The following is a 24,357-nucleotide window of genomic DNA, read 5'->3' on the forward strand; positions in this document are numbered from 1 at the left end:
GCCATGACGCAATACTGGCTGGGGTTAGATTGTGGCGGTAGCTGGCTGAAAGCCGGCCTGTATGACCGCGAAGGCCGGGAGGCAGGCGTGCAGCGCCTGCCGCTGTGCGCATTAAGCCCGCAGCCAGGCTGGGCAGAGCGCGATATGGCAGAACTGTGGCAATGCTGCATGGCTGTCATTCGCTCCCTGCTTACCCATTCCAGCGTTAGCGGGGAGCAAATTGTCGGCATCGGTATCTCCGCACAGGGAAAGGGCTTGTTTTTGCTGGATAAAAACGACAAGCCGCTCGGTAACGCCATTTTGTCCTCGGATCGCCGGGCGATGGAAATCGTTCGTCGCTGGCAGGAAGATAGCATCCCGGAAAAACTCTACCCGCTGACCCGACAAACCTTGTGGACCGGGCATCCGGTGTCGCTGTTACGCTGGCTGAAAGAGCACGAACCAGAACGCTACGCGCAAATTGGCTGCGTGATGATGACGCACGACTACCTGCGCTGGTGTTTAACCGGTGTCAAAGGCTGCGAAGAGAGCAATATTTCCGAATCCAATCTCTACAACATGAGTCTTGGGGAATATGACCCGTGCCTCACCGACTGGCTGGGGATCAGTGAAATCAATCTCGCCCTGCCGCCTGTTGTCGGATCTGCCGAAATCTGCGGGGAAATCACCGCTCAGACAGCCGCACTGACCGGTCTGAAAGCGGGTACGCCCGTTGTCGGCGGCCTGTTTGATGTGGTTTCTACCGCACTCTGCGCCGGAATCGAAGACGAATTTACCCTCAATGCGGTGATGGGGACCTGGGCGGTGACCAGCGGCATAACCAGCGGTTTAGGTGACGGTGAAGCGCATCCGTATGTCTATGGCCGCTACGTTAACGACGATGAATTTATCGTTCACGAAGCCAGCCCTACGTCTTCCGGCAATCTCGAATGGTTTACCGCGCAGTGGGGAGAAATCTCGTTTGCTGAGATCAACCAGGCTGTTGTCAGCTTACCGAAAGCCGGTGGCGATCTCTTTTTCCTGCCGTTCCTGTACGGCAGCAACGCCGGACTTGAGATGACCAGCGGTTTCTACGGGATGCAGGCTATTCACACCCGCGCGCACCTGTTGCAGGCCATCTATGAAGGGGTGGTGTTCAGCCATATGACCCATCTCAACCGGATGCGCGAACGTTTTACTGATGTTCACACCCTGCGCGTGACTGGTGGCCCGGCGCACTCCGATGTCTGGATGCAAATGCTGGCGGACGTCAGCGGCTTACGTATCGAACTGCCGCAGGTGGAAGAAACCGGCTGTTTTGGCGCGGCGCTTGCAGCCCGCGTCGGCACCGGTGTTTATCGCGATTTCAGTGAAGCCCAGCGCGATCAACAGCACCCGGTGCGCACCCTGTTACCGGATATGACCGCCCATCAGCTTTACCAACAAAAATACCAACGCTATCAGCACCTCATTGCCGCACTACAGGGCTTTCATGCCCGCGTTAAGGAGAACACATTATGAGCAGACCACTTCTGCAACTGGCCCTCGACCACTCATCACTTGAAGCCGCACAGCGCGACGTTGCGCTGTTAAAAGACAGCGTCGATATCGTCGAAGCGGGCACCATTCTCTGTTTAAACGAAGGGCTTGGCGCGGTGAAAGCCTTGCGCGAACAGTGCCCGGACAAAATCATCGTTGCTGACTGGAAGGTCGCCGATGCTGGTGAAACGCTCGCGCAACAGGCGTTTGGCGCAGGCGCTAACTGGATGACCATCATCTGCGCTGCGCCGCTCGCGACGGTAGAAAAAGGCCACGCAATGGCGCAAAGCTGCGGTGGTGAAATCCAGATAGAGCTTTTTGGTAACTGGACGCTGGACGACGCCCGCGACTGGCATCGTATTGGCGTGCGGCAGGCCATTTATCATCGTGGCCGTGACGCGCAAGCCAGCGGGCAACAGTGGGGCGAAGCCGATCTGGCACGCATGAAGGCGCTTTCCGATATCGGCCTTGAGCTTTCCGTTACCGGCGGGATTACGCCTGCTGACCTGCCGCTGTTTAAAGATATCCGCGTGAAGGCATTTATTGCCGGACGAGCACTGGCAGGCGCAGCAAATCCGGCACAGGTAGCTGCCGACTTCCATGCGCAAATCGACGCTATCTGGGGAGGCGCGCGTGCGTAATCATCCGTTAGGGATTTATGAAAAAGCGCTGGCGAAAGATCTCTCCTGGCCGGAGCGGCTGGTGCTGGCAAAAAGCTGCGGTTTTGATTTTGTCGAAATGTCGGTGGATGAAACCGACGAGCGTCTGTCGCGCCTTGACTGGAGCGCCGCACAAAGGACTTCGCTGGTTGCCGCGATGATCGAAACGGGCGTTGGGATCCCGTCGATGTGCCTGTCCGCACATCGTCGTTTTCCTTTTGGTAGCCGTGACGACGCGGCACGCCAGCGAGCACGGGAGATCATGAGCAAAGCAATTCATCTGGCGCGCGATCTCGGTATTCGCACCATTCAACTGGCGGGCTACGACGTCTATTACGAAGACCATGACGAAGGTACCCGGCAACGTTTTGCTGAAGGGCTGACGTGGGCTGTCGAACAGGCGGCGGCATCACAAGTAATGCTGGCGGTGGAGATTATGGATACCGCGTTTATGAACTCCATCAGCAAATGGAAAAAGTGGGACGAGATGCTCGCCTCGCCGTGGTTCACCGTCTACCCGGACGTCGGCAACCTTAGCGCGTGGGGCAATGATGTTCCCGCCGAACTGAAACTGGGCATTGACCGTATCGCCGCCATCCACCTGAAAGACACCCAGCCAGTCACCGAGCAAAGCCCCGGACAGTTCCGCGACGTGCCGTTTGGCGAAGGCTGCGTCGATTTCGTTGGCATCTTCAAAACGCTGCATGAACTGAACTATCGCGGATCATTTCTGATTGAGATGTGGACCGAAAAAGCCAAAGAGCCGGTGCTGGAGATTATTCAGGCACGGCGCTGGATTGAAGCGCGTATGCAGGAGGCCGGATTTATATGTTAGAACAACTGAAAGCCGACGTACTGGCGGCAAATCTGGCGCTTCCCGCTCACCATCTGGTGACGTTTACCTGGGGCAATGTCAGTGCGGTAGACGAGACGCGGCAATGGATGGTAATTAAGCCTTCCGGCGTCGAGTACGACGTGATGACCGCCGACGATATGGTGGTGGTTGAGATAGCCAGCGGCAAGGTGGTGGAAGGTAGCAAAAAGCCCTCGTCCGATACGCCAACGCATCTGGCGCTTTATCGTCGCTATGCAGAAATTGGCGGTATTGTGCATACCCACTCGCGCCACGCCACCATCTGGTCGCAGGCCGGGCTGGATCTCCCCGCCTGGGGTACCACGCACGCCGATTATTTCTATGGCGCAATCCCCTGCACGCGACAGATGACCGCAGCGGAGATTAACGGCGAGTATGAATACCAGACCGGCAAAGTGATCATTGAAACCTTCGAAGAACGTGGCAGGAGTCCGGCACAAATCCCGGCGGTACTGGTGCATTCTCACGGTCCGTTCGCCTGGGGCAATAACGCCGCCGATGCGGTGCATAATGCCGTGGTACTCGAAGAGTGCGCCTATATGGGCCTGTTCTCGCGCCAGCTTGCGCCACAGCTCCCTGCGATGCAAAACGAACTTCTGGATAAGCATTACCTGCGTAAACATGGGGCCAATGCCTATTACGGGCAGTAACCATGCCTGAGTGTGCCCGGCAATACACGCCGGGCAGCTTTTCACATCAGAACAGACCCAACGGTTTATCTGAGTAGCTCACCAGCAGGCACTTGGTTTGCTGGTAATGCTCCAGCATCATCTTATGGGTTTCGCGCCCGATACCCGACTGCTTATAGCCACCAAACGCCGCATGTGCCGGGTAAGCGTGATAACAGTTGGTCCACACGCGCCCTGCCTGAATGCCGCGCCCCATCTTATAGGCCAGGTTACCATTGCGGCTCCAGACACCTGCGCCCAGGCCATATTGCGTGTCGTTCGCCAACTCCAGCGCCTCATCCATCGTTTTGAAGGTGGTTACCGCCAGCACCGGACCAAAAATTTCTTCCTGGAACACGCGCATATTGTTCTGACCAAACAGAATCGTCGGTTCGAGGTAGTAGCCGTCTTTCAGTTCGCCTTCCAGCAGCTTGCGCCGCCCACCGGTGAGCACGTCTGCGCCCTCTTTTTTACCGATATCAATGTAGTTGAGGATGGTTTCCAGTTGCCCGTGCGAAACTTGCGCCCCCATTTGCGTCACGCTATCGAGCGGGTTACCGCTGCGAATGCTTTCGACACGGCGGATGGCGCGCTCCATAAAGCGTTCGTAGATAGACTCCTGCACTAAGGCACGACTTGGACAGGTGCAAACTTCGCCCTGGTTAAAAGCAAACAGTGCAAAGCCTTCCAGCGCTTTATCGAAAAAGGCATCTTCTTCATCCATCACATCAGCAAAGAAGATATTTGGCGACTTGCCGCCCAGCTCCAGGGTTACCGGAATAATATTTTGCGTGGCGTACTGCATAATTTGTTGGCCCACTTCCGTTGAGCCGGTAAACGCCACTTTGGCGATGCGTTTCGAGGTCGCCAGATATTCGCCAATTTCCCCACCTGCGCCATTGACCACGTTCACCACGCCCGGCGGCAGTAAATCACCGACGATTTCCATTAGCAGCAGTACAGAAAGCGGGGTAAGACGTGCGGGTTTCAGCACAACGCAGTTGCCCGCCGCCAGCGCAGGGGCCATTTTCCAGCTCGCCATCAACAGCGGGAAGTTCCAGGGGATAATCTGCCCCACCACGCCTAACGGTTCGTGGAAGTGGTAAGCCACGGTTTCGCTATCCACTTCACTAATACCGCCTTCCTGCGCCCGAATACACGAGGCAAAATAGCGGAAATGGTCAATCGCCAGCGGCACATCGGCTGCACTGGTTTCGCGGATAGGTTTGCCGTTATCCCAGGTTTCAGCCGTCGCTAACAGCTCGAGGTTCTGCTCCATCCGATCGGCAATCTTAAACAGAATCGCCGCTCGATCCTGCACCGAGGTATGCGCCCATTTATCTTTCACTTTATGCGCAGCATCCAGCGCCAGATCGATGTCACGTTTGCCCGAAGACGCCACTTCGCACAGTAGCTGCCCGGTCACCGGCGTCAGGTTCTGGTAATACTCACCGTCGGCAGGCGCGACCCACTCGCCGCCGATAAAGTTATCGTAGCGTGCTTTTAACTTAAGAGGAAAACCATACTCGCCGGGCTGAACACGTGCTGAAGGGGGATTGTTGGTCATGATCGTCTCCTTGCGGTGTGAGGTATAACAAGGGTAGACGTGACTGGCCAAATCTTCGCCAGCTGGTGATAGCTTTACGACGGCTATCACGAATTTACGGGCAAGGATTACAGAGATAACTAAAACTCTCTCAAAAATCGCAAATTTTGAGAGAGTTGAAAAAATGGCTGACAATTAGCCAGCCATTGTGGGAATGATGATTACATCGCCGCGCGATAAATCGCCATAATTTCTTCGTGAGTTGCCTGGATCGGGTTAGTAAAGCCGCAGGCGTCTTTCAGGGCATTGGTTGCCAGCACCGGAATATCTTCTTCTTTCACGTTCAGGTCACGCAGGCCTGCCGGGATATTCACTTTCTTCGCCAGTTCACGGATGGCATTGATGCACGCTTCTGCACCTTCTGCGTCATTTTTACCTGTCACGTTAACGCCCATGGCAGCAGCGCAGTCACGCAGACGCGCAGCAGCGACTTTGCTGTTGAACACCTGAACGTGTGGCAGCAGAACAGCATTACATACACCGTGTGGCAGGTTGTAGAAACCGCCCAGCTGGTGCGCCATCGCATGAACATAACCCAGAGATGCGTTGTTGAATGCCATACCAGCGAGGAATTGAGCGTAAGCCATTGCTTCACGCGCTTTAGCATTGCTGCCATCTTCAACGGCTAACGGCAGGTTTTCGGCAATCATGGTCACCGCTTTCAGTGCGCAAGCGTCAGTGATCGGCGTTGCAGCAATTGAAACATACGCTTCAATAGCGTGTGTTAAAGCATCCATACCAGTGGCGGCGGTTAGTGACTTCGGCATACCGATCATCAGCGAGGAGTCATTGACAGAAAGCAGCGGAGTCACGTGCTTATCAACAATCGCCATTTTGATGTGACGTGCTTCGTCGGTGATGATGCAGAAACGAGTCATTTCTGATGCAGTACCCGCAGTGGTGTTGATGGCGATCATCGGCAGCTGCGGTTTTGCAGAGCGGTCAACGCCTTCATAATCACGGATATCACCACCGTTGGCCGCTACCAGCGCAATACCTTTTGCGCAGTCATGCGGAGAACCACCGCCCAGGGAGATTACGCTATCACAATTATTTTCGGTCAGCAGTTTGAGACCTGCAGCAACGTTTTCTGTCGTTGGGTTAGGCTGAGTACCATCATAAATAACGCTGAAAATATCACGCTCTTGCAATGCTTTTTGTACATCTCCCGCCATACCTAATTGAGTCAGCATGCTGTCAGTAACAATTAATGTCCGGCGAAAACCATATTCCGCCATCATATTCATTGCGTCGTTCAATGAATCAGCACCAATTACATTCACAGAAGGAATAAAAAAGGTTGAAGCTGCCATAACACTCTCCTGATTATTTATAATAAAGGAAGGGGAGCTTACAAGGTTGTATGACTCAAAAATATGATCAGCATTGTTATTTATGGAATGAGAAGAATAAAAAAGCACATTAGATTAAAAAATCTATTGTGCTTTATTCATATCAATAAGATATTTGTATTAATTCATTTTAATTTTGAATTAATTGTTTCATTCTTTTTCAGGAAATAATAACGCATCGCGTAATAAATGATCATTTCCTCGACGACGGGTAAATCCAATACGGTCAAAATATTCCAGAATCTGAATCGCCAGTTTTCGTCCAACACCTAAGCGATCACGGAAATCTGCCGCACAGGTTGATCCGGTTTGCTGATCGAGATCGCGGATCATATTGGCGAATTCAACAATCCGATCATTGCGGTAGTAACGATCTTTAACGATCGCAGTAATCATCCCTTGCTGCGCGGCCTGACGCAGCGTCAGACGCATTGCCTGCTCTTCTGTTCCGGTTTCTTTTGCCAGATCGCGTACCCACCATGGCTCATCGGCGAACAACGGTGCGGCTTTTTGCCAGATCACCTGCTGTTCATCGCTAAACCCGGCTTTGTGACTGGGCAGATGCAGCCAACCGTGGTGGCTATGGATATCCCCACTTTCGCGCATCTTTTCAATCAGCAACAGCACCAGAGCTTCATCTTCCATCGGCAGTGCCATGCGACGCAGACGCTCGCGTCCAGGGCCTGGCTCATCACGATGTTGTTCATGGTACGTTGCCAGCGTATCGAGAATTTTCCGTTGCCAGCGTGCAGCAACAGGAGCGTTTAACAAGCTATAACCGGCCTGAATAAAGCCCGGCTGCTGAATCAGGTGACGCAATCCTTCACCACTCAGCTGCCGCGCCCAGGTAAAATCAGGAAGATTAACCGCGCCGCGTTGCAGGTGAACGCTTAACGCTTCGCTATCATTCTGTGCCCCGGCGAGGGAAGCCAGCCATTGCAGATACTCTGGTTTACGCTTCCCACGACGCGGCGGGTTAAGCATCACGACGCGCGCTCCGGCCAGCGTGTTGCGGGCAGAGATATCGCGCAATACCAGGCGGTCGTTATCCGCCAGCCATAACGGGGTGTCGAAGACCAGTTCTGCAAGGTTATCTTCCAGCAGTGACACGCGCCCGGTAACGTGGCTGGCAGCATGATGAATATGCAGTGGCTGCCACTGGGTCAGCGGCTCGTGAGTGCGTAGCTCAACAATAATCCGGGTGAATGGTTCTGGCGGTGCATCGGTAAGTAACCAGTCACCACGGCTAATCTGATCTTTTTCTGCATCACCAGCAATATTCAGGGCAATACGCTGCCCGGCATGAGCGAATTCAGTAGGTTGATTTTGTGCATGAAGCGCACGCACACGCATCGGTTTATTCACTCCAGTCAGCCATAACGTGTCGCCGACTTTCACTTCACCGCTCAGTGCCGTGCCCGTCACCACCAGTCCTGCCCCTTTAACCGTAAAAGCACGGTCGATGGCCAGACGGAAACTTTGCTGACTGGCATGTTCGCGTTCCGGCAACTGGAGCAAATGTTCACGCAGGGCATCAATTCCCCGCCCTTCGGTTGCTGCGGTGACAAACAGTTTTGCATCAGCAAAACCATATTCCCGCAGCACCTCCTTTACCTGGCGTTCAACCTCACCAACACGCGCTTCATCTACGCGATCCGCTTTAGTGAGTGCCACCGTCAGTGTCGGATTTCCTGTTAACTGCAAAATAGCCAGGTGCTCACGGGTTTGTGCCATTACACCATCATCACACGCCACCACCAGCAACGCATGATCAATACCGCCCACACCAGCCAGCATGTTGGAGAGAAATTTTTCGTGACCAGGAACATCAATAAAACCTAACACGCGACCATCTGGCTGCGGCCAGTAGGCATAACCGAGATCGATGGTCATGCCACGCTTCTTTTCTTCTGGCAGGCGGTCGGCGTTAACTCCCGTAATTGCCTGTAATAGCGTGGTTTTACCGTGGTCTACGTGTCCGGCGGTAGCAATAATCATTTCAGCAACATCTCCAAAAACCGGGTCTCATCTTCGAGGCAGCGCAAATCCAACCACAGGCGGCCATCGTAAATCCGTCCGATAACCGGCACGGGCAATTCGCGCCAACGGGCAGCCAGAGTCTCCAGGCGGCTTCCGCGTCCGTCATGTGGGGTAAACGTTAATGCCGCACTGGGCAGGCGATCAACAGGCAGCGAACCGCTACCAATTTGCGACTGACACGGCATTACCGCAACCGCAAATTCCTCGCCATAATGTGCAAGTAAAGGTGCCAGTAACCGCTGCCCTTGTACCTGAATCTTCTCTTGCTGACGAGTCAGTAAACGTAATGTCGGTAATTTTTCGCTAAGCGCTTCTGGATGCAAATACAGACGCAGAGTGGCTTCCAGCGCGGCGAGTGTCATTTTATCTGCCCGTAGCGCTCGTTTCAGCGGATGGCTTTGCAGGCGGGCAATCATCTCTTTTTTCCCGACGATAATCCCCGCCTGCGGCCCGCCGAGTAACTTGTCGCCAGAGAAACTTACCAGGCTCACGCCTGCGGCGATAAGCTCCTGTGGCATCGGCTCTTTTGGCAAGCCGTACTGGCTGAGATCAACCAGCGAACCGCTACCCAAATCCGTGACCACCGGGATATCAAGCTCTTTACCAATACTCACCAACTCTGCTTCATCCACTGCTTTGGTGAAACCTTCAATGCTGTAATTACTGGTGTGAACTTTCATCAACAATGCCGTATTTTCATTTACGGCCTGTCGATAATCCTTTGCATGGGTGCGGTTGGTGGTACCCACTTCATGTAATGCGCATCCTGCCTGACGCATCACATCGGGAATGCGAAACGCACCGCCAATCTCCACCAACTCCCCACGTGAAACTACCACTTCTTTACCGCTGGCAGTTGCTGCCAACATCAACAGCACTGCAGCAGCATTGTTATTGACGATACAGGCATCTTCCGCGCCCGTAATGCGGCAAAGTAACTCCGCCAGAGCGCGATCACGATGCCCACGACCGGCACCATCCAGGTCATATTCCAGCGTCACTGGCGAGCGCATCGCCTGAGAAACGGCCGCTACCGCCTCTTCTGCCTGTAACGCCCTTCCCAGATTGGTATGTAATACCGTGCCCGTAAGGTTAATTACCGGACGTAACGCGCTTTGCGCCTCTTTTTGTAAGCGAGCATCTGCCTCACACGCCCAGTTATCGCACCAGGCGGGCAAGGCCTGGGTTGCACGAATCATCTCCCGCGCTTCGTCAACCATTTGACGTAGCAGGTCAACAACTCGGGTATGGCCGTAAGTTTCACGCAAAGTGAGAAATGCACTATCACGCAACAGACGATCGATAGCAGGAAGCTGGCTAAATAAAGAACGCGTTTCGGTAGTCATGACGAGGCCCGGCAGTTGGTGCCCTCTCCCCAACGGAGAGGGATTGCGACATGAAGGGGATTGTAACGTGAGATTGTTCAGGCGGACATATTACGCATCAAGCCTTTGGTGGTTCGGTGCGGGCAAAACTTTCGCGATTTAAGTGTATTTCAACCAGTTTTACCAGGTTCTGGCGATCCACACACCAGCCAGGGGCAACACGGCGGTAATTGAGATAGCTAATCGCACAGACAATGGCGATTGTCCCCAGATGAAACGAGTTGTGCCTCAATGTGCCATCCAGCAAATATCCTTCCAGCACATCCAGGCTACGGTTGATTTTATCGCGTTGGCGCAGCAGCTCGGCTTCCGACTGCTGAGCGGCAGGGCGCGCCTGCTCGCGTACAGAGACCAGCGCAGCCTCCATGATGCCATCTGCCAGTGCTTCGATTTGCCGAACTTTCAGAGCTTCTCGCGGTGAATCTGGCAGCATCGGCGGGGAAATATTCAAATGTTCGATATAGGCCGCAATAATGGGTGAATCAAACCAGTATTCACCGTCATCGGTCACCAGCGCGGGGACTTTTCCCAGCGGGTTGTACTGCGCCACGCCGTTTCCCTCGTTATAAGGCAGTTCGTTAACAAACTCGAACGTGATGCCCTTCTCTAACAAGAGAATGGAAATTTTGCGGACAAACGGACTGGTGTAACTACCGATGAGCTTCATTATGTTTCCTTTTTGTTAACAAAATATGAGTATGACTCAGGGTTAAAAAAAAGGCAGCCAATAAAATATCAATGATCTAAATAAAGATAGTGCATCCAACTGGTCATACGCAGGAGTACTTTGCGCATAACGGAAACGTGGCTGAAATGGTCTGAATAAACCGCAACCTGGGCGTAAATGCCGTCGGGCAGAGCATCAACCTCAGCATTAGGTTCCAGATCAATCAGCGCAAGTACGCCGTCTGTTCCTGGCACGACCGTCAGCGATTGCAATACCCCTTGCGCCTGATACGAGCCGCCAGGAACAACGGGCAGAATTTGCGTCAACTTGCCACGAAAGACTTGCCCTGGCAGCGCATTGAACACCACTTCGGCTTCATCGCCAGACTCCAGACGCAGCAGCGAGTTTTGCCGGAACTGAGCGACAATTTGCCGTTTCTGTTCAGGGATAAACACCATCACCGGGCGTAGGGGTAATGCAGCCGCGTAAGTACCAGGGCGAATCAGTACCTGGGTGACGTAGCCATTGCTCGGCGCCCGCACAACAGTTTGCGCCAGGTTATATTCCGCCTCCGCCAGCTGTGCTCTTAAGCTGACAATTTGCGATTGCTCACCATTGATCATGCTGTCTAACTGACTTTGAATTTGTGCCTGTTCCGCCACCGAACCTTTCACCAGGGCATCCTGAGCAAGAAAGTTTTGTCGGGCATCGTCAATATCTCGTTCTGAAAAAGGATTAACCACCGCCTGACTACCTTTCAGGTAACGCTGATAATTTTTATACAGACGATCGCGCTCTGCTGATACCTGCGTCGTGTTCGCCACGGCTTCCGCTAATTGTGCCCTTAGCGTTTTGATGTTGTGGGTTGCTGTCATCAGGTCAGCCTGAAGCCGTGTCACTCGCGCCTGATAACGCACCGGATCAAGCTTAAAGAGCACGTCTCCCTTGTGAATAAGTTGATTATTTTTGTCAGTGACTTCGCTGACGATCCCCGTTACCTGCGGCGTAATCGGAATTGAAATCACCGCTTTTTGTGCCGTAAAGGTGTAAGGATGGTTGTAGTTCATTAATAAAATTAAACCACTCACCAGAAACACACCGCCGAGCGCCGCGGTCGCCAGCGTCCACTGATTCACCGGAATGCGGAAGATTTTAAAGACCGCCCACGCCAGCGCCACGTAAGTTAAAACAATCAATAGATCCATAGTTAGATCTCCGGGAACGTGGAGTAATCAGGTTTTTTGTCAGTGGCGAGCTGCTGCTCCAGCCGGGAAATTCGCGCCGAAAGTGCGGCGATTTCCGGGTCTGGCTCGTTGCCTTGCGGCGTAACATGTGACTGCATACCCCAGCCGCGCTCCGGTTGGTAGAGCGTTGCCCAGATCCACAAAAACGGCCAGATAACATGCAGGGTAAACAAGCTTACCCAGCCCGCGGTATGAATAGCGTCGGCATGGGGATGGTTGCGCTTTTTGGCGATCAGATAGGGGATGTCATGAATGGCGATGATGCCGTAAAAAATCACCAGAAAGACGAATATCAGCACTCCCAACGCGAAATAGTTTAGAAACATATCTGCCTCAGATTCACGCTAATCAGGGTTGTTGTGGGCTGGCAGCCGGATGAAAGTCAGGCTGATAATTTGAACATAATTGCAGGCAGCAATTTTCGCCATCCAACGAAAGGATAATTTTTGCTGGCGAGAAGTTGCTCACTTTCAGAGCGAAAGAAACCAGTCAGCAAAATTTGCCGGGGATCACATTCGGATAATTGCAGGTAAAAATATCTTGTGATGCAGATCACAAACAATCAACAAACCTTCAAAATAAAAATGTGAGTAACTTCACATTTATATGCCATTTTTGGTCAAATTTAGCCGTTTGTGGTTTTCTTACACAGCATTATTGTGACGACGGTCACACCAAATACCTCTCTACCCCCTATATTTATGTGATCAAAATCACACAAAAGGCCGTCGACTGGACAGTTGATCGATTCAGTGCCAGATTTCGCACTATCAACAAGGTCCGGCTACCTCTGCCGCCACATTAACAAAAAACCTCGGGCTTCCAGCCTGCGCGACAGCAAACATAAGAAGGGGTGTTTTTATGTCATCCGATATTAAGATCAAAGTGCAAAGCTTTGGTCGTTTCCTCAGCAACATGGTGATGCCAAATATCGGCGCGTTTATCGCGTGGGGTATTATCACCGCATTATTTATTCCAACAGGGTGGTTACCGAACGAGACGCTGGCGAAGCTGGTCGGGCCGATGATCACTTATCTCCTGCCGCTGCTGATCGGTTATACCGGTGGTAAGCTGGTAGGCGGCGAACGTGGCGGCGTAGTCGGTGCCATCACCACCATGGGTGTTATCGTCGGCGCAGACATGCCGATGTTCCTCGGTTCTATGATTGCAGGTCCGCTGGGCGGCTGGTGCATTAAGCACTTCGACCGCTGGGTAGACGGTAAGATCAAATCCGGTTTTGAGATGCTGGTGAATAACTTCTCCGCTGGCATCATCGGGATGATCCTCGCCATTCTGGCATTCCTCGGCATTGGTCCGATTGTTGAAGCCCTGTCCAAAATGCTGGCTGCGGGCGTTAACTTCATGGTTGTGCATGACATGCTGCCGCTGGCGTCTATCTTTGTTGAACCGGCGAAAATCCTGTTCCTCAACAACGCCATTAACCACGGTATCTTCTCGCCGCTGGGTATTCAGCAGTCCCATGAACTGGGTAAATCCATCTTCTTCCTGATTGAAGCTAACCCAGGTCCTGGTATGGGCGTGCTGCTGGCGTACATGTTCTTTGGTCGTGGTAGCGCTAAACAGTCTGCGGGCGGTGCGGCAATCATCCACTTCCTCGGTGGTATCCACGAAATCTACTTCCCGTATGTGCTGATGAATCCGCGTCTGATCCTGGCCGTTATCCTCGGCGGTATGACTGGCGTGTTCACGCTGACTATCCTGGGTGGTGGTCTGGTTTCGCCGGCATCTCCGGGCTCTATCCTTGCGGTACTGGCGATGACGCCAAAAGGTGCTTACTTCGCTAACATCGCGGGTGTGTGTGCGGCGATGGCAGTCTCCTTCGTTGTCTCTGCCATTCTGCTGAAAACCAGCAAAGTGAAAGAAGAAGATGATATTGAAGCTGCTGCACGTCGCGTTCAGGAAATGAAAGCTGAGTCTAAAGGCGCGTCTCCGCTGTCTGCGGGCGATGTGACTAACGACCTGAGCCACGTACGTAAAATCATCGTTGCCTGTGACGCCGGTATGGGTTCCAGTGCGATGGGTGCAGGCGTGCTGCGTAAGAAAATTCAGGATGCAGGTCTGTCGCAGATTTCTGTTACTAACAGCGCGATCAACAACCTGCCGCCAGATGTGGACCTGGTCATCACTCACCGTGACCTGACCGAACGCGCTATGCGTCAGGTTCCGCAGGCACAGCATATTTCGCTGACCAACTTCCTCGACAGTGGCCTGTACACCAGCCTGACCGAACGTCTGGTTGCTGCCCAGCGCCACACTGCAAACGAAGAGAAAGTAAAAGACAGCCTGAAAGACAGCTTTGACGATTCCAGTGCTAATCTGTTCAAGCTCGGCGCGGAGAACATCTTCCTTGGTCGCAAAGCGGCAACCAAAGAAGAAGCGATTCGTTTTGCTGGCGAGCAGCTGGTGAAAGGCGGTTACGTTGAGCCGGAATACATTCAGGCGATGCTGGATCGTGAAAAACTGACCCCGACTTATCTGGGTGAGTCCATCGCAGTACCGCACGGTACGGTTGAAGCGAAAGATCGCGTACTGAAAACGGGCGTGGTGTTCTGCCAGTACCCGGAAGGCGTGCGCTTCGGTGAAGAAGAAGAAGATGACATTGCCCGTCTGGTGATTGGTATTGCTGCCCGTAACAACGAGCACATTCAGGTTATCACCAGCCTGACCAACGCACTGGATGATGAGTCTGTCATCGAGCGTCTGGCGCACACCACCAGCGTGGATGAAGTGCTGGAACTGCTGGCAGGTCGTAAGTAATCCAACCCTACCCTCTCCTCACGGAGAGGGTTTGGGTGAGGGAAAAGCCTCACCCCAGCCCTCTCGGGTAAAAACATTGATGAAGGTTAATACTATGAAAGCATTACATTTTGGCGCAGGTAATATCGGTCGTGGTTTTATCGGTAAACTGCTGGCAGACGCGGGTATCCAACTGACGTTTGCCGATGTCAATCAGGTGGTACTTGATGCCCTGAATGCCCGTCATAGCTATCAGGTTCATGTGGTCGGTGAAACCGAGCAGGTAGATACCGTTTCCGGTGTTAATGCCGTCAGCAGCATTGGTAATGATGTCGTTGATCTGATTGCTCAGGTCGATTTAGTCACTACCGCTGTTGGCCCGGTTGTGCTGGAACGTATTGCCCCGGCAATCGCCAAAGGGCTGGTGAAACGTAAAGAACAAGGTAATGAATCCCCACTGAACATTATCGCCTGTGAAAACATGGTACGCGGCACCACGCAGCTGAAAGGCCATGTGATGAACGCCCTGCCGGAAGACGCCAAAGCGTGGGTAGAAGAACACGTTGGCTTTGTCGATTCCGCGGTTGACCGCATCGTACCGCCTTCGGCTTCGGCAACCAACGATCCGCTGGAAGTGACGGTAGAAACCTTCAGCGAATGGATTGTTGATAAAACCCAGTTCAAAGGCGCGCTGCCGAACATTCCAGGCATGGAGTTAACCGACAACCTGATGGCATTTGTCGAACGTAAACTCTTCACCCTGAACACGGGTCATGCTATAACCGCGTACCTCGGAAAACTGGCGGGTCATCAGACCATTCGTGATGCGATTCTCGACGCGAAAATCCGCGCGGTGGTAAAAGGGGCGATGGAAGAAAGCGGCGCGGTACTGATTAAACGTTACGGTTTTGACGCGGACAAACATGCGGCGTACATCCAGAAAATCCTTGGTCGTTTTGAGAACCCGTATCTGAAAGATGATGTAGAGCGCGTAGGCCGTCAGCCGCTGCGTAAACTGAGCGCAGGCGACCGTCTGATCAAGCCACTGCTGGGTACGCTGGAATATGGTCTGCCACATAAAAACCTGATTGAAGGTATTGCCGCTGCAATGCACTTCCGCAGTGAAGATGATCCGCAGGCTCAGGAACTGGCAGCACTGATCGCTGACAAAGGCCCGCAAGCCGCACTGGCAGAGATTTCCGGGCTTGATGCTAACAGCGATGTCGTCATTGAGGCGGTACGCGTTTATAACGAAAAGCAATGATGTAAGACCAGGCCGCAGGGTAACCTGCGCCTGAAACATAGATTGTCAGATATGCAGGCAACAATGGAACAAACCCAGGCCTTTGAAAACCGTGTGCTGGAGCGTCTGAATGCTGGCAAAACCGTACGGAGCTTTTTGATCACCGCTGTCGATCTCCTGACCGACGCGGTGAATATTCTGGTGCTCCAGGTCTTCCGTAAAGACGACTACGCGGTGAAATACGCAGTTGAACCGTTGCTTGACGGCGACGGTCCGCTGGGCGATCTCTCCGTCCGCCTGAAACTTATCTATGGGCTTGGCGTAATTAGCCGCCATGAATATGAAGATGCAGAGTTGCTGATGGCGTTACGTGAAGAGTTAAATCATGACGGCAACGAATACGCGTTTACCGATGACGAGATTCTGGGGCCATTTGGCGAGCTACACTGTGTGGCGGCACTGCCGCCGCCACCGCAGTTTGAGCTTTCTGATCCCAGCCTGTACGCAATGCAGATTCAGCGCTATCAACAGGCGGTACGTTCAACGATGGTGCTTTCCCTGACCGAGCTGATTTCAACAATCAGCTTGAAAAAAGCCTTTCAGAAGTAAACAAACTCCCGCTTACAGTTTCTCTTCCTGTTTTGGTCGATAGAGCTGTCGATAATAATCCAGGCGTTGTAGATACACCTGCGCGTTTTCCTTCGGTACGCTGTCAGGAATGACATTACGCGGGGGCGTCTTGTTCAGATATTCCCGGAATGCCTGGCTTGATGCCATAAAATCGACAGCTTTATCAATAAGAAGCGGAACGTTTTCACCTAATTTTGTCATGATCGGGCCTCCGTGTTTCTCCGCGTCGGGATGCGCGGCCGCTGATTGTAGTGTAGATGGTAAAAAGTGTGACATTAAGGAAAACGTGCTTTATCTCCCCGTCTGAGGCTACGCCTTTTATCATCAGCTTTTTATGTTTAAATCCTTATCTATCATAAAATTACCAGGCTGATTAGTTAAAAGATGATTAACAAAAGCAATGGTTTTCAATCGATGAGTTGTGATTAAAGTCGCTCTGCGCGCATACTATGGATTGTTATTCTTATATCTATCAGAAGACACCACATGAAAGAAGTCGAAAAAAACGAAATTAAGCGCCTGAGCGATCGTCTTGATGCGATCCGTCACCAGCAGGCAGAGCTGTCGCTGGTTGAAGCCGCCGATAAATACGCTGAGCTGGAAAAAGAGAAAGCGACGCTGGAAGCGGAAATTGCTCGTCTGCGTGAAGTACATAGCCAGAAACTCAGTAAAGAAGCACAAAAGCTGATGAAAATGCCGTTTCGCCGGGCCATCACACGTAAAGAGCAAGCCGATATGGGCAAACTTAAGAAAAGCGTTCGTGGGTTGGTTGTCGTCCACCCAATGACTGCGTTAGGCCGTGAAATGGGCCTTGAAGAGATGACCGGTTTTTCGAAAACGGAATTCTGATTTACACCTTCCCGCATTCATATCCTCTACAGGTTAAGTGCGGGAACTCTCCTCCCCTCCGTATTCACCCCGAACTTTTGTCGCCTCCAGGCAAGCAAACTTTCATGTAATAAGCCATAATCTGAAAAATCATTTCAATCCCCCTCAAATCATATACCCCATCAATAATTTAATATTTCATCCTCTTAAACATATGCATATTCATTCACGATAATACTCTTTTTTTATTGAATGCTGCCGGGATATATTTAGATAATAAATAATTAGACCGTATACATGCCCGTCCAGGAATTAATTTTTTGACATCCTATACCCATAACTATTAGCATCCTGCAAAAATTTAATATTTTTAACTACAATCAGACATATTTTATTGTTTAAGTAACTTTTAATATTCGTAAAACAAATATTTTGTATGACTTCCTTCCCAATACATTCGAAGGATTTATAGCTCGTTGCTGAGCATTAATATCACGGACCTTTCATCTTGTGAGCATTCAACATGATGAATTTAGATAAGGAAATGTTGCCATGTCTGTTAATAAAATACTGACTTGTTTGTTAACTGTATCGTTGATGGGTACGTTAACAGGCTGTGATTATGTCGATAAAATCAAACGAATAGATGAATTACAACTACAGCAAGAAAAGCTAAGCGCAAGATTAGATATCATTGAAAAACAACAAACTACTAGCTTTTCAACAGTTGATAAACAGCAAACATTACTCATTAATAGCACCAAAGCACTAACTCAAATCGTTAAAGACATTAAAAGTCAGCAAGATACCTTTGTCTTCACAGAATTTAACCCAACACAAACAAAATACTTCATTTTAAATAACGGTTCTGTCGGTTTAGCAGGCCGAGTGCTGGCTATTGATGCGGTTGAAAATGGCAGTGTTATTCGTATTTCACTGGTCAACCTTTTAAGTGTTCCCGTATCAAATATTGGCTTTCATGCTACATGGGGCAATGAAAGACCCACCGATACCAAAGCGCTGGCAAAGTGGCAGCAATTACTTTTCAACACCACCATGAATTCCACCCTGCAATTAACACCAGGTCAATGGCAAGACATTAATCTGACATTAAAAGGAGTTTCGCCTAATAACCTGAAGTATCTGAAGTTGTCCATCAATATGGCCAATATCCAGTTCGACACTGTTCAACCTGCTGAAACTCAGCAGCGAAAAAACAAAAAATAAATGCAGCTTCTGCGCTTACTATCAAGGAATTGAGAGCATCAATAATGAACAAAATATTTAAAGTTATCTGGAATCCAGCAACGGGCAGTTACAGCGTTGCCAGTGAAACGGCGAAAAGCCGTGGTAAGAAGTCGGGGCGCAGTAAGCTGTTAATTTCTGCGTTGGTTGCGGGTGGGTTGTGGTCGTCGTTTGGGGCAAGTGCTACAGGTAACGCACCAGGTACCCCAGTTGGTTCTGGCGATAAATGGGTTGCTTTTGGGGAGAACTCAAAAGTAGATGCCAACACTACAAATACAAACGTAGAAAATCCATTAACGGGTGTCACAGAAGATGCCGCATCGGTAGCACTGGGCTATTATGCAGAAGCTCTGGGTTGGCGGAGTACCGCAATTGGCTCACGGAGCGAAGCAAGTGGTGAAAACTCAACCGCCATAGGGGTTGAAGCAAAGGCTACCGCTAAAAATACAACTGCTGTCGGAGATTTTGCTCAAGCAACGGGTAGTCACTCCATGGCTCTTGGCGGCTATAGTGTTTCATCCGGGGTGGAAAGTCTTGCTGTAGGCCACGTTGCCAAAGCTACTGGTGAGTACAATATCGCTATGGGTACGAATGCTACAACCGCAAATACGAATAGCATCGCTATTGGACGAGATACCGAGGCTGCGACACAAGGGGTAGGTGAATCAAATACGGGGTACGCCTTGGCTATCGGCTCTGGTACGAAAGCTTACAAAGATTACACTATCGCATTAGGACGCAATACGAAATCAAGTGCTGATTATGCAACTGCGATGGGATATATGGCAACTGCGTCCGGCACGAGCTCTTTATCATTGGGGCAAAATGCCAAAGCAACTAACACAAACTCTATTGCAATAGGGTTAAACAGTAACGCGTCTACAATAAATGCTCTCGCTTTGGGTACTGATAGCAAGTCTTCTGGAGACAGCACTATTGCAATAGGCTTCGGAAGTAAAGCAGGCGGAACGGGAAGCATTGCCTTAGGTAGTAAGTCTTCTGCAGGTGGTAATAACAGTATTGCGCTTGGTGCAGATTCTGAAGCAAGTGAAGATAATACTGTGTCGGTAGGCTCTAGCTTGCTACAGCGTCGAATCGTCAATATGGCGGCAGGTGCGATTTCGTCAGACAGTAAAGAAGCCATTAATGGTTCCCAGCTTTACGCCATCAGCCAATCGGTAGCAACAAGATTAGGAGGTGGAGCCGGTGTCGCCTCGAACGGAACTTTAACCGCTATAAGCTTCAAGCTTAAACGCAGTGAGTACAGCACCGTTGGTGATGCGCTTCAAGGAATTGACAATGACACTCTTCATTGGGATGAAAATAACTCAGCTTTTAGCGCCAGCTATATTGTCAAAAATGCCGATGGTACGATTACCAGCTCTGAAAAAGAAAACAAAATCATTAATGTGGAAGATGGCACCATTTCAGCCACCAGTACAGATGCCGTTAACGGCTCTCAACTGAACGCCACAAATACGCTCATTAACCAAATTGCCGGGAATACCAGCACAACCTATCTCCAGAATAATGGCGCAGGCATCAACTATGTTCGCACCAACGACACAGGCCTGACCTTTAAAGATGCCAGTGCTTCGGGAGCTGGCGCGACAGCTGTAGGATATAACGCTGTCGCCTCAGGCAAGAGTAGCGCGGCATTGGGCGACTCTTCACAAGCTACTGGCGAAGATGCTTTAGCGCTTGGGCGGAGTGCGCTGGCGAGCAGCGCCGACGCGATTGCGATAGGTGCAGAGACCCAAGCTGCTGAAAATGCTACCGCCATTGGCAATAGTGCGAAGGCAAAAGGGGCTAATAGCATAGCGCTGGGCGCTGGCAGCACCACTCAAGGTAATAACACCATCGCATTAGGTGTAAACAGTTTTGCATTGGGTAATCAATCTTTGTCACTGGGGACCGCAACGCAAGCTAAGGGGGTTAATTCTACAGCCTTGGGTAATGCAAGCCTGGCATTGGGTGATTCCAGCCTGGCACTCGGCGATGCCAGTGAGGCCGAATCTGAATATAGTATCGCTATGGGGGCAACCGCTATAGCATCTGGCATTGACGCCATTGCTATAGGTCATAATAGCAAAGCCAGCGATGCAAATACGATTGCGTTGGGCAATGGCAGCCAGTCAAGCGGCTTAAACTCTATTGCCTTAGGTAAGGCCAGTGCTGTATCAGGCGATAATAGTCTTGCACTTGGTAGTAATACCAGCGCTGTCGGTATTAACTCCGTCGCACTGGGGGCTGGCTCTATTGCAGATCTGGAGGATAGCGTTTCTGTCGGCAACGACTCATTAAAACGCAAGATCGTAAATGTGAAAAATGGCACGATCAAAGCTGACAGCAATGACGCCATTAACGGTAGCCAGCTTTATAGTGTAAGTAACTCAGTTGCAACCTCGTTTGGTGGCGGTGCCACAGTAAGTGATACCGGCGTATTTACCGGCCCTAAATATAATATTGGTGGCAATGAATACACTAATGTTGGCGCGGCCCTTACCGCACTGGATAACGACGCCCTGTTATGGGATGCAACCGCTAAATCCAATGCTGGCGCATTCAGTGCTGGACATGGAAAAGACAATACTCCGAGCATCATTACCAACGTTGCTGATGGTCAGATTAATGAAAACAGCTCTGACGCCGTGAACGGCTCGCAGTTGTATGACCTGAAACAAGATGCCTTGCTGTGGAATAGCACAGCATTCAGCGCCAAACACGGCACCAACGGTACTGACAGCAAAATCACCAACGTACTGGCAGGCACTGTATCTTCCACCAGCACCGATGCCATTAATGGTGGCCAGCTTTATAGTTTAGCCGATTCATTCACAACCTATCTCGGCGGTGGTGCCGATATCAGCGATACAGGAGCTCTCACCGGCCCGACCTACACCATCGGTTCGACGAAATACTACAACGTAGGTGATGCCCTGAATGCAATTAACTCATCGTTCAGCACTTCACTTGGTGATGCCCTGCTGTGGGACGCTACAGCGAAAAAATTCAGCGCCATGCATGACGGCAAAGCCAGCGTGATCACTAACGTTTCTGACGGTGCAATCTCTGAAAACAGTAGCGATGCTGTAAACGGCTCGCAACTCTATGACACGAGCAAGTACATTGCTGATGCCCTTGGTGGTGATGCAGAAGTTAACGCTGACGGTACTATCACTGCACCGACTTACACCATTGCTAATGCTGATTACGATAACGTCGGTGAAGCTCTGGAGGCAATTGACACCACTCTCGATGATGCTTTGCTGTGGGATGCAACAGCTAATGGCGGTAAAGGTGCATTCAGCGCCGGTCGTGGGGTAGATAACACTGACAGTAAGATTACTAACGTCGCAAATGGTGCAATTTCCGCCACCAGCAGCGATGCCATTAACGGCTCACAACTCTATACCACTAATAAATATATCGCAGATGCTCTGGGCGGTGATGCAGAAGTTAACGCTGACGGTACTATCACTGCGCCGACTTACACCATTGCGAATGCCGAGTACAACAATGTCGGTGAAGCTCTGGATGCACTCGATGATAACGCTCTGCTGTGGGATGCAACAGCCAATGACGGCAAAGGTGCCTACAACGCCAGCCATGATGGCAAAGCCAGCATCATCACAAACGTTGCTGATGGTAACATTGGTGAAGGCAGCACCGACGCAGTTAACGGTTCTCAACTGAATGCCGCTAACCTGCTGATCGAGCAAAATAGCCAAATCATCAATCAGCTTGCCGGAAACACCAATACGGACTACATCGAAGAAAACGGTGCAGGTATTAACTATGTGCGTACCAATGACACCGGTTTAACCTTCACCGATGCCAGCGCAGCAGGTATTGGCTCTACCGCTGTGGGTTATAACTCTGTTGCCAAAGGCGATAGCAGCGTAGCCATCGGTCAGGGCAGCTACAGCGACGTTGATACGGGTATCGCTCTGGGTAGCAGTTCAGTCTCCAAGCGCGAAATAGTTAAAGGTTCTCGTGACACCAGCGTGTCGGAAGAAGGTGTTGTGATTGGTTATGACACAACTGACGGTGAACTGCTTGGTGCGTTGTCTATTGGTGATGACGGTAAATATCGTCAAATCATCAACGTAGCCGATGGTTCCGAGGCCCATGATGCTGTTACGGTTCGACAGTTGCAGAATGCGATTGGTGCAGTCGCGACCACGCCGACTAAATACTTCCACGCTAATTCAACGGAAGAAGATTCACTGGCTGTAGGTACTGACTCGCTGGCAATGGGTGCGAAAACCATTGTGAATGGCGATAAAGGTATTGGTATCGGTTATGGTGCCTATGTGGAGGCCAATGCACTTAACGGCATTGCCATCGGTAGCAATGCGCAAGTCATTCATGTCAACAGTATTGCGATAGGTAATGGTTCTACGACCACTCGTGGCGCTCAAACCAATTACACCGCCTACAATATGGATGCACCGCAGAACTCTGTAGGTGAATTCTCTGTCGGCAACGAAGACGGTCAACGTCAGATCACCAACGTCGCAGCAGGTTCGGCGGATACCGATGCAGTTAACGTGGGTCAGTTGAAAGTCACCGATGAGCGCGTAGCGCAAAATACCCAGAGCATTACTAACCTGAACACTCAGGTTACTAATCTGGATACTCGCGTGACCAATATCGAAAATGGTATTGGCGATATCGTCACCACAGGTAGCACCAAGTACTTCAAGACCAACACCGATGGCGTAGATGCTAACGCGCAGGGTAAAGATAGCGTCGCAATTGGTTCCGGCTCCATTGCTGCCGCAGATAACAGCGTGGCACTGGGTACAGGCTCCGTGGCAACCGAAGAAAACACGATCTCTGTGGGTTCCTCCACCAATCAACGTCGTATCACCAACGTAGCCGCAGGTAAAAACGACACCGATGCTGTTAACGTGGCACAGTTGAAGTCTTCCGAAGCAGGCGGTGTGCGTTACGACACCAAAGCCGATGGTTCTGTTGACTACAGCAACATCACCCTCGGTGGTAGCAGTGGCGGTACAACGCGTATCAGCAATGTTTCTGCTGGCGTAAACAACAACGACGCAGTGAACTATGCGCAGTTGAAGCAAAGCGTTCAGGAAAACAAGCAATACACCGATCAGCGTATGGCTCAGATGGATCACAAACTGTCGAAAACCGAAAGCAAGTTAAGCGGTGGTATCGCTTCTGCAATGGCGATGACAGGCTTGCCGCAAGCTTACGAACCGGGTGCTAACATGGCCTCCATTGGTGGTGGTACATATAACGGTGAATCTGCCGTGGCATTAGGTGTGTCAATGGTCAGTGACAACGGTCGTTGGGTCTACAAATTACAAGGTAGTACCAATAGCCAGGGCGATTACTCAGCCGCAATTGGTGCCGGTATTCAGTGGTAATCATCCATTGAATGAGTGTGGCTAAGGGTAAACGCCAAATTACCTGAGACGTTACCTTATCAAGCCTGGAAGATGGTTCGCAAATACTTAAATTTGCACATTCTTGCAGGCAGGGTAAGGCGTTCACGTCGCCAACAATCCAGGGCAATTCTCTGATGAGAATTGCCCTTTTCTTTGCCAATCTTTTTCTTTATCAACCTTAACCCTCGCCCAAATTGGCCCTACCAATTACTCGCCTATCT

18 protein-coding genes are annotated in these 24,357 nt (G+C 51.1%); 10 read left to right on the forward strand and 8 right to left on the reverse strand.

Annotated features, from left to right (window positions below; translation table 11 throughout):
* Positions 1-3: 3 nt before the first annotated feature.
* The 4 genes from lyxK to araD are packed head-to-tail and all read left to right on the forward strand — an operon-like array spanning position 4 to position 3,701.
* Positions 4-1,500 carry an L-xylulokinase gene (gene lyxK / locus EFER_RS17940; RefSeq protein WP_000196096.1) on the forward strand — a complete coding sequence of 499 codons (1,497 nt, stop codon included), beginning with the start codon at positions 4-6 and terminating at the stop codon, positions 1,498-1,500.
* Complete coding sequence (gene ulaD / locus EFER_RS17945; RefSeq protein ID WP_000089466.1) at positions 1,497-2,159, forward strand: 3-keto-L-gulonate-6-phosphate decarboxylase UlaD; 663 nt, start codon at positions 1,497-1,499, stop codon at positions 2,157-2,159. The genes lyxK and ulaD overlap by 4 nt, the downstream gene beginning before the upstream one ends.
* Complete coding sequence (locus EFER_RS17950) at positions 2,152-3,012, forward strand: L-ribulose-5-phosphate 3-epimerase (protein WP_015953839.1); 861 nt, start codon at positions 2,152-2,154, stop codon at positions 3,010-3,012. Before ulaD ends, EFER_RS17950 begins: the two co-directional genes overlap by 8 nt.
* Positions 3,006-3,701: an L-ribulose-5-phosphate 4-epimerase gene (araD, locus tag EFER_RS17955; protein ID WP_000893137.1), complete on the forward strand. Its 696-nt coding sequence runs from the start codon at positions 3,006-3,008 to the stop codon at positions 3,699-3,701. Before EFER_RS17950 ends, araD begins: the two co-directional genes overlap by 7 nt.
* A gap of 46 nt (positions 3,702-3,747) precedes the next feature.
* Here the strand turns inward: araD and aldB are convergent, their stop codons facing one another.
* From aldB to EFER_RS17990, 7 genes are all read right to left on the reverse strand, one after another.
* On the reverse strand, positions 3,748-5,286 hold the full coding sequence (gene aldB, locus EFER_RS17960) for an aldehyde dehydrogenase AldB (RefSeq protein WP_015953840.1): 1,539 nt from the start codon (positions 5,284-5,286) through the stop codon (positions 3,748-3,750).
* Between the two features lie 200 nt (positions 5,287-5,486).
* Positions 5,487-6,638, reverse strand: a complete 1,152-nt coding sequence (gene yiaY, locus EFER_RS17965; protein ID WP_000741513.1) for an L-threonine dehydrogenase — start codon at positions 6,636-6,638, stop codon at positions 5,487-5,489.
* Positions 6,639-6,827: 189 nt separating this feature from the next.
* Positions 6,828-8,675 (reverse strand): selenocysteine-specific translation elongation factor, encoded by a 1,848-nt coding sequence (selB, locus tag EFER_RS17970; RefSeq protein ID WP_000582380.1) that lies wholly within the window; start codon positions 8,673-8,675, stop codon positions 6,828-6,830.
* Positions 8,672-10,063, reverse strand: coding sequence for an L-seryl-tRNA(Sec) selenium transferase (gene selA / locus EFER_RS17975; RefSeq protein WP_000206226.1), 1,392 nt, complete (start codon positions 10,061-10,063; stop codon positions 8,672-8,674). The genes selB and selA overlap by 4 nt, the downstream gene beginning before the upstream one ends.
* 97 nt (positions 10,064-10,160) lie before the next feature.
* Positions 10,161-10,769, reverse strand: coding sequence for a glutathione S-transferase (locus EFER_RS17980; RefSeq protein ID WP_000766678.1), 609 nt, complete (start codon positions 10,767-10,769; stop codon positions 10,161-10,163).
* Between the two features lie 68 nt (positions 10,770-10,837).
* On the reverse strand, positions 10,838-11,974 hold the full coding sequence (locus tag EFER_RS17985) for an HlyD family secretion protein (protein ID WP_000364954.1): 1,137 nt from the start codon (positions 11,972-11,974) through the stop codon (positions 10,838-10,840).
* A gap of 2 nt (positions 11,975-11,976) precedes the next feature.
* Positions 11,977-12,339, reverse strand: a complete 363-nt coding sequence (locus tag EFER_RS17990; protein ID WP_000479634.1) for a DUF3302 domain-containing protein — start codon at positions 12,337-12,339, stop codon at positions 11,977-11,979.
* Positions 12,340-12,874: 535 nt separating this feature from the next.
* On the opposite strand from EFER_RS17990, the gene mtlA reads away from it, so the two are divergent.
* The 3 genes from mtlA to mtlR all read left to right on the forward strand — a co-directional run bounded on the left by mtlA (position 12,875) and on the right by mtlR (position 16,622).
* A complete protein-coding gene (gene mtlA / locus EFER_RS17995) occupies positions 12,875-14,791 on the forward strand; it encodes a PTS mannitol transporter subunit IICBA (protein WP_000093243.1) in 1,917 nt (638 codons plus the stop codon).
* A gap of 94 nt (positions 14,792-14,885) precedes the next feature.
* Entirely contained in the window at positions 14,886-16,034 is a 1,149-nt protein-coding gene (gene mtlD / locus EFER_RS18000) for a mannitol-1-phosphate 5-dehydrogenase (protein ID WP_000645443.1), read from the forward strand.
* Between the two features lie 51 nt (positions 16,035-16,085).
* A complete protein-coding gene (gene mtlR, locus EFER_RS18005; protein ID WP_002431803.1) occupies positions 16,086-16,622 on the forward strand; it encodes a mannitol operon repressor MtlR in 537 nt (178 codons plus the stop codon).
* Positions 16,623-16,634: 12 nt separating this feature from the next.
* Here the strand turns inward: mtlR and EFER_RS18010 are convergent, their stop codons facing one another.
* On the reverse strand, positions 16,635-16,844 hold the full coding sequence (locus EFER_RS18010) for a hypothetical protein (RefSeq protein WP_000163642.1): 210 nt from the start codon (positions 16,842-16,844) through the stop codon (positions 16,635-16,637).
* A gap of 285 nt (positions 16,845-17,129) precedes the next feature.
* Between EFER_RS18010 and EFER_RS18015 the strand changes: the two genes are divergently transcribed.
* The 3 genes from EFER_RS18015 (at position 17,130) to EFER_RS23880 (ending at position 24,115) form a co-directional block, all read left to right on the forward strand.
* Positions 17,130-17,492: a YibL family ribosome-associated protein gene (locus tag EFER_RS18015; RefSeq protein WP_000665685.1), complete on the forward strand. Its 363-nt coding sequence runs from the start codon at positions 17,130-17,132 to the stop codon at positions 17,490-17,492.
* Between the two features lie 531 nt (positions 17,493-18,023).
* Positions 18,024-18,698, forward strand: a complete 675-nt coding sequence (locus tag EFER_RS18020; protein ID WP_000115724.1) for a SadB/YajI family lipoprotein — start codon at positions 18,024-18,026, stop codon at positions 18,696-18,698.
* A gap of 44 nt (positions 18,699-18,742) precedes the next feature.
* Positions 18,743-24,115: a YadA-like family protein gene (locus tag EFER_RS23880; protein WP_001033279.1), complete on the forward strand. Its 5,373-nt coding sequence runs from the start codon at positions 18,743-18,745 to the stop codon at positions 24,113-24,115.
* The last annotated feature ends 242 nt before the right edge of the window (positions 24,116-24,357 follow it).

Source organism: Escherichia fergusonii ATCC 35469, assembly GCF_000026225.1.
GTDB lineage: Bacteria > Pseudomonadota > Gammaproteobacteria > Enterobacterales > Enterobacteriaceae > Escherichia > Escherichia fergusonii.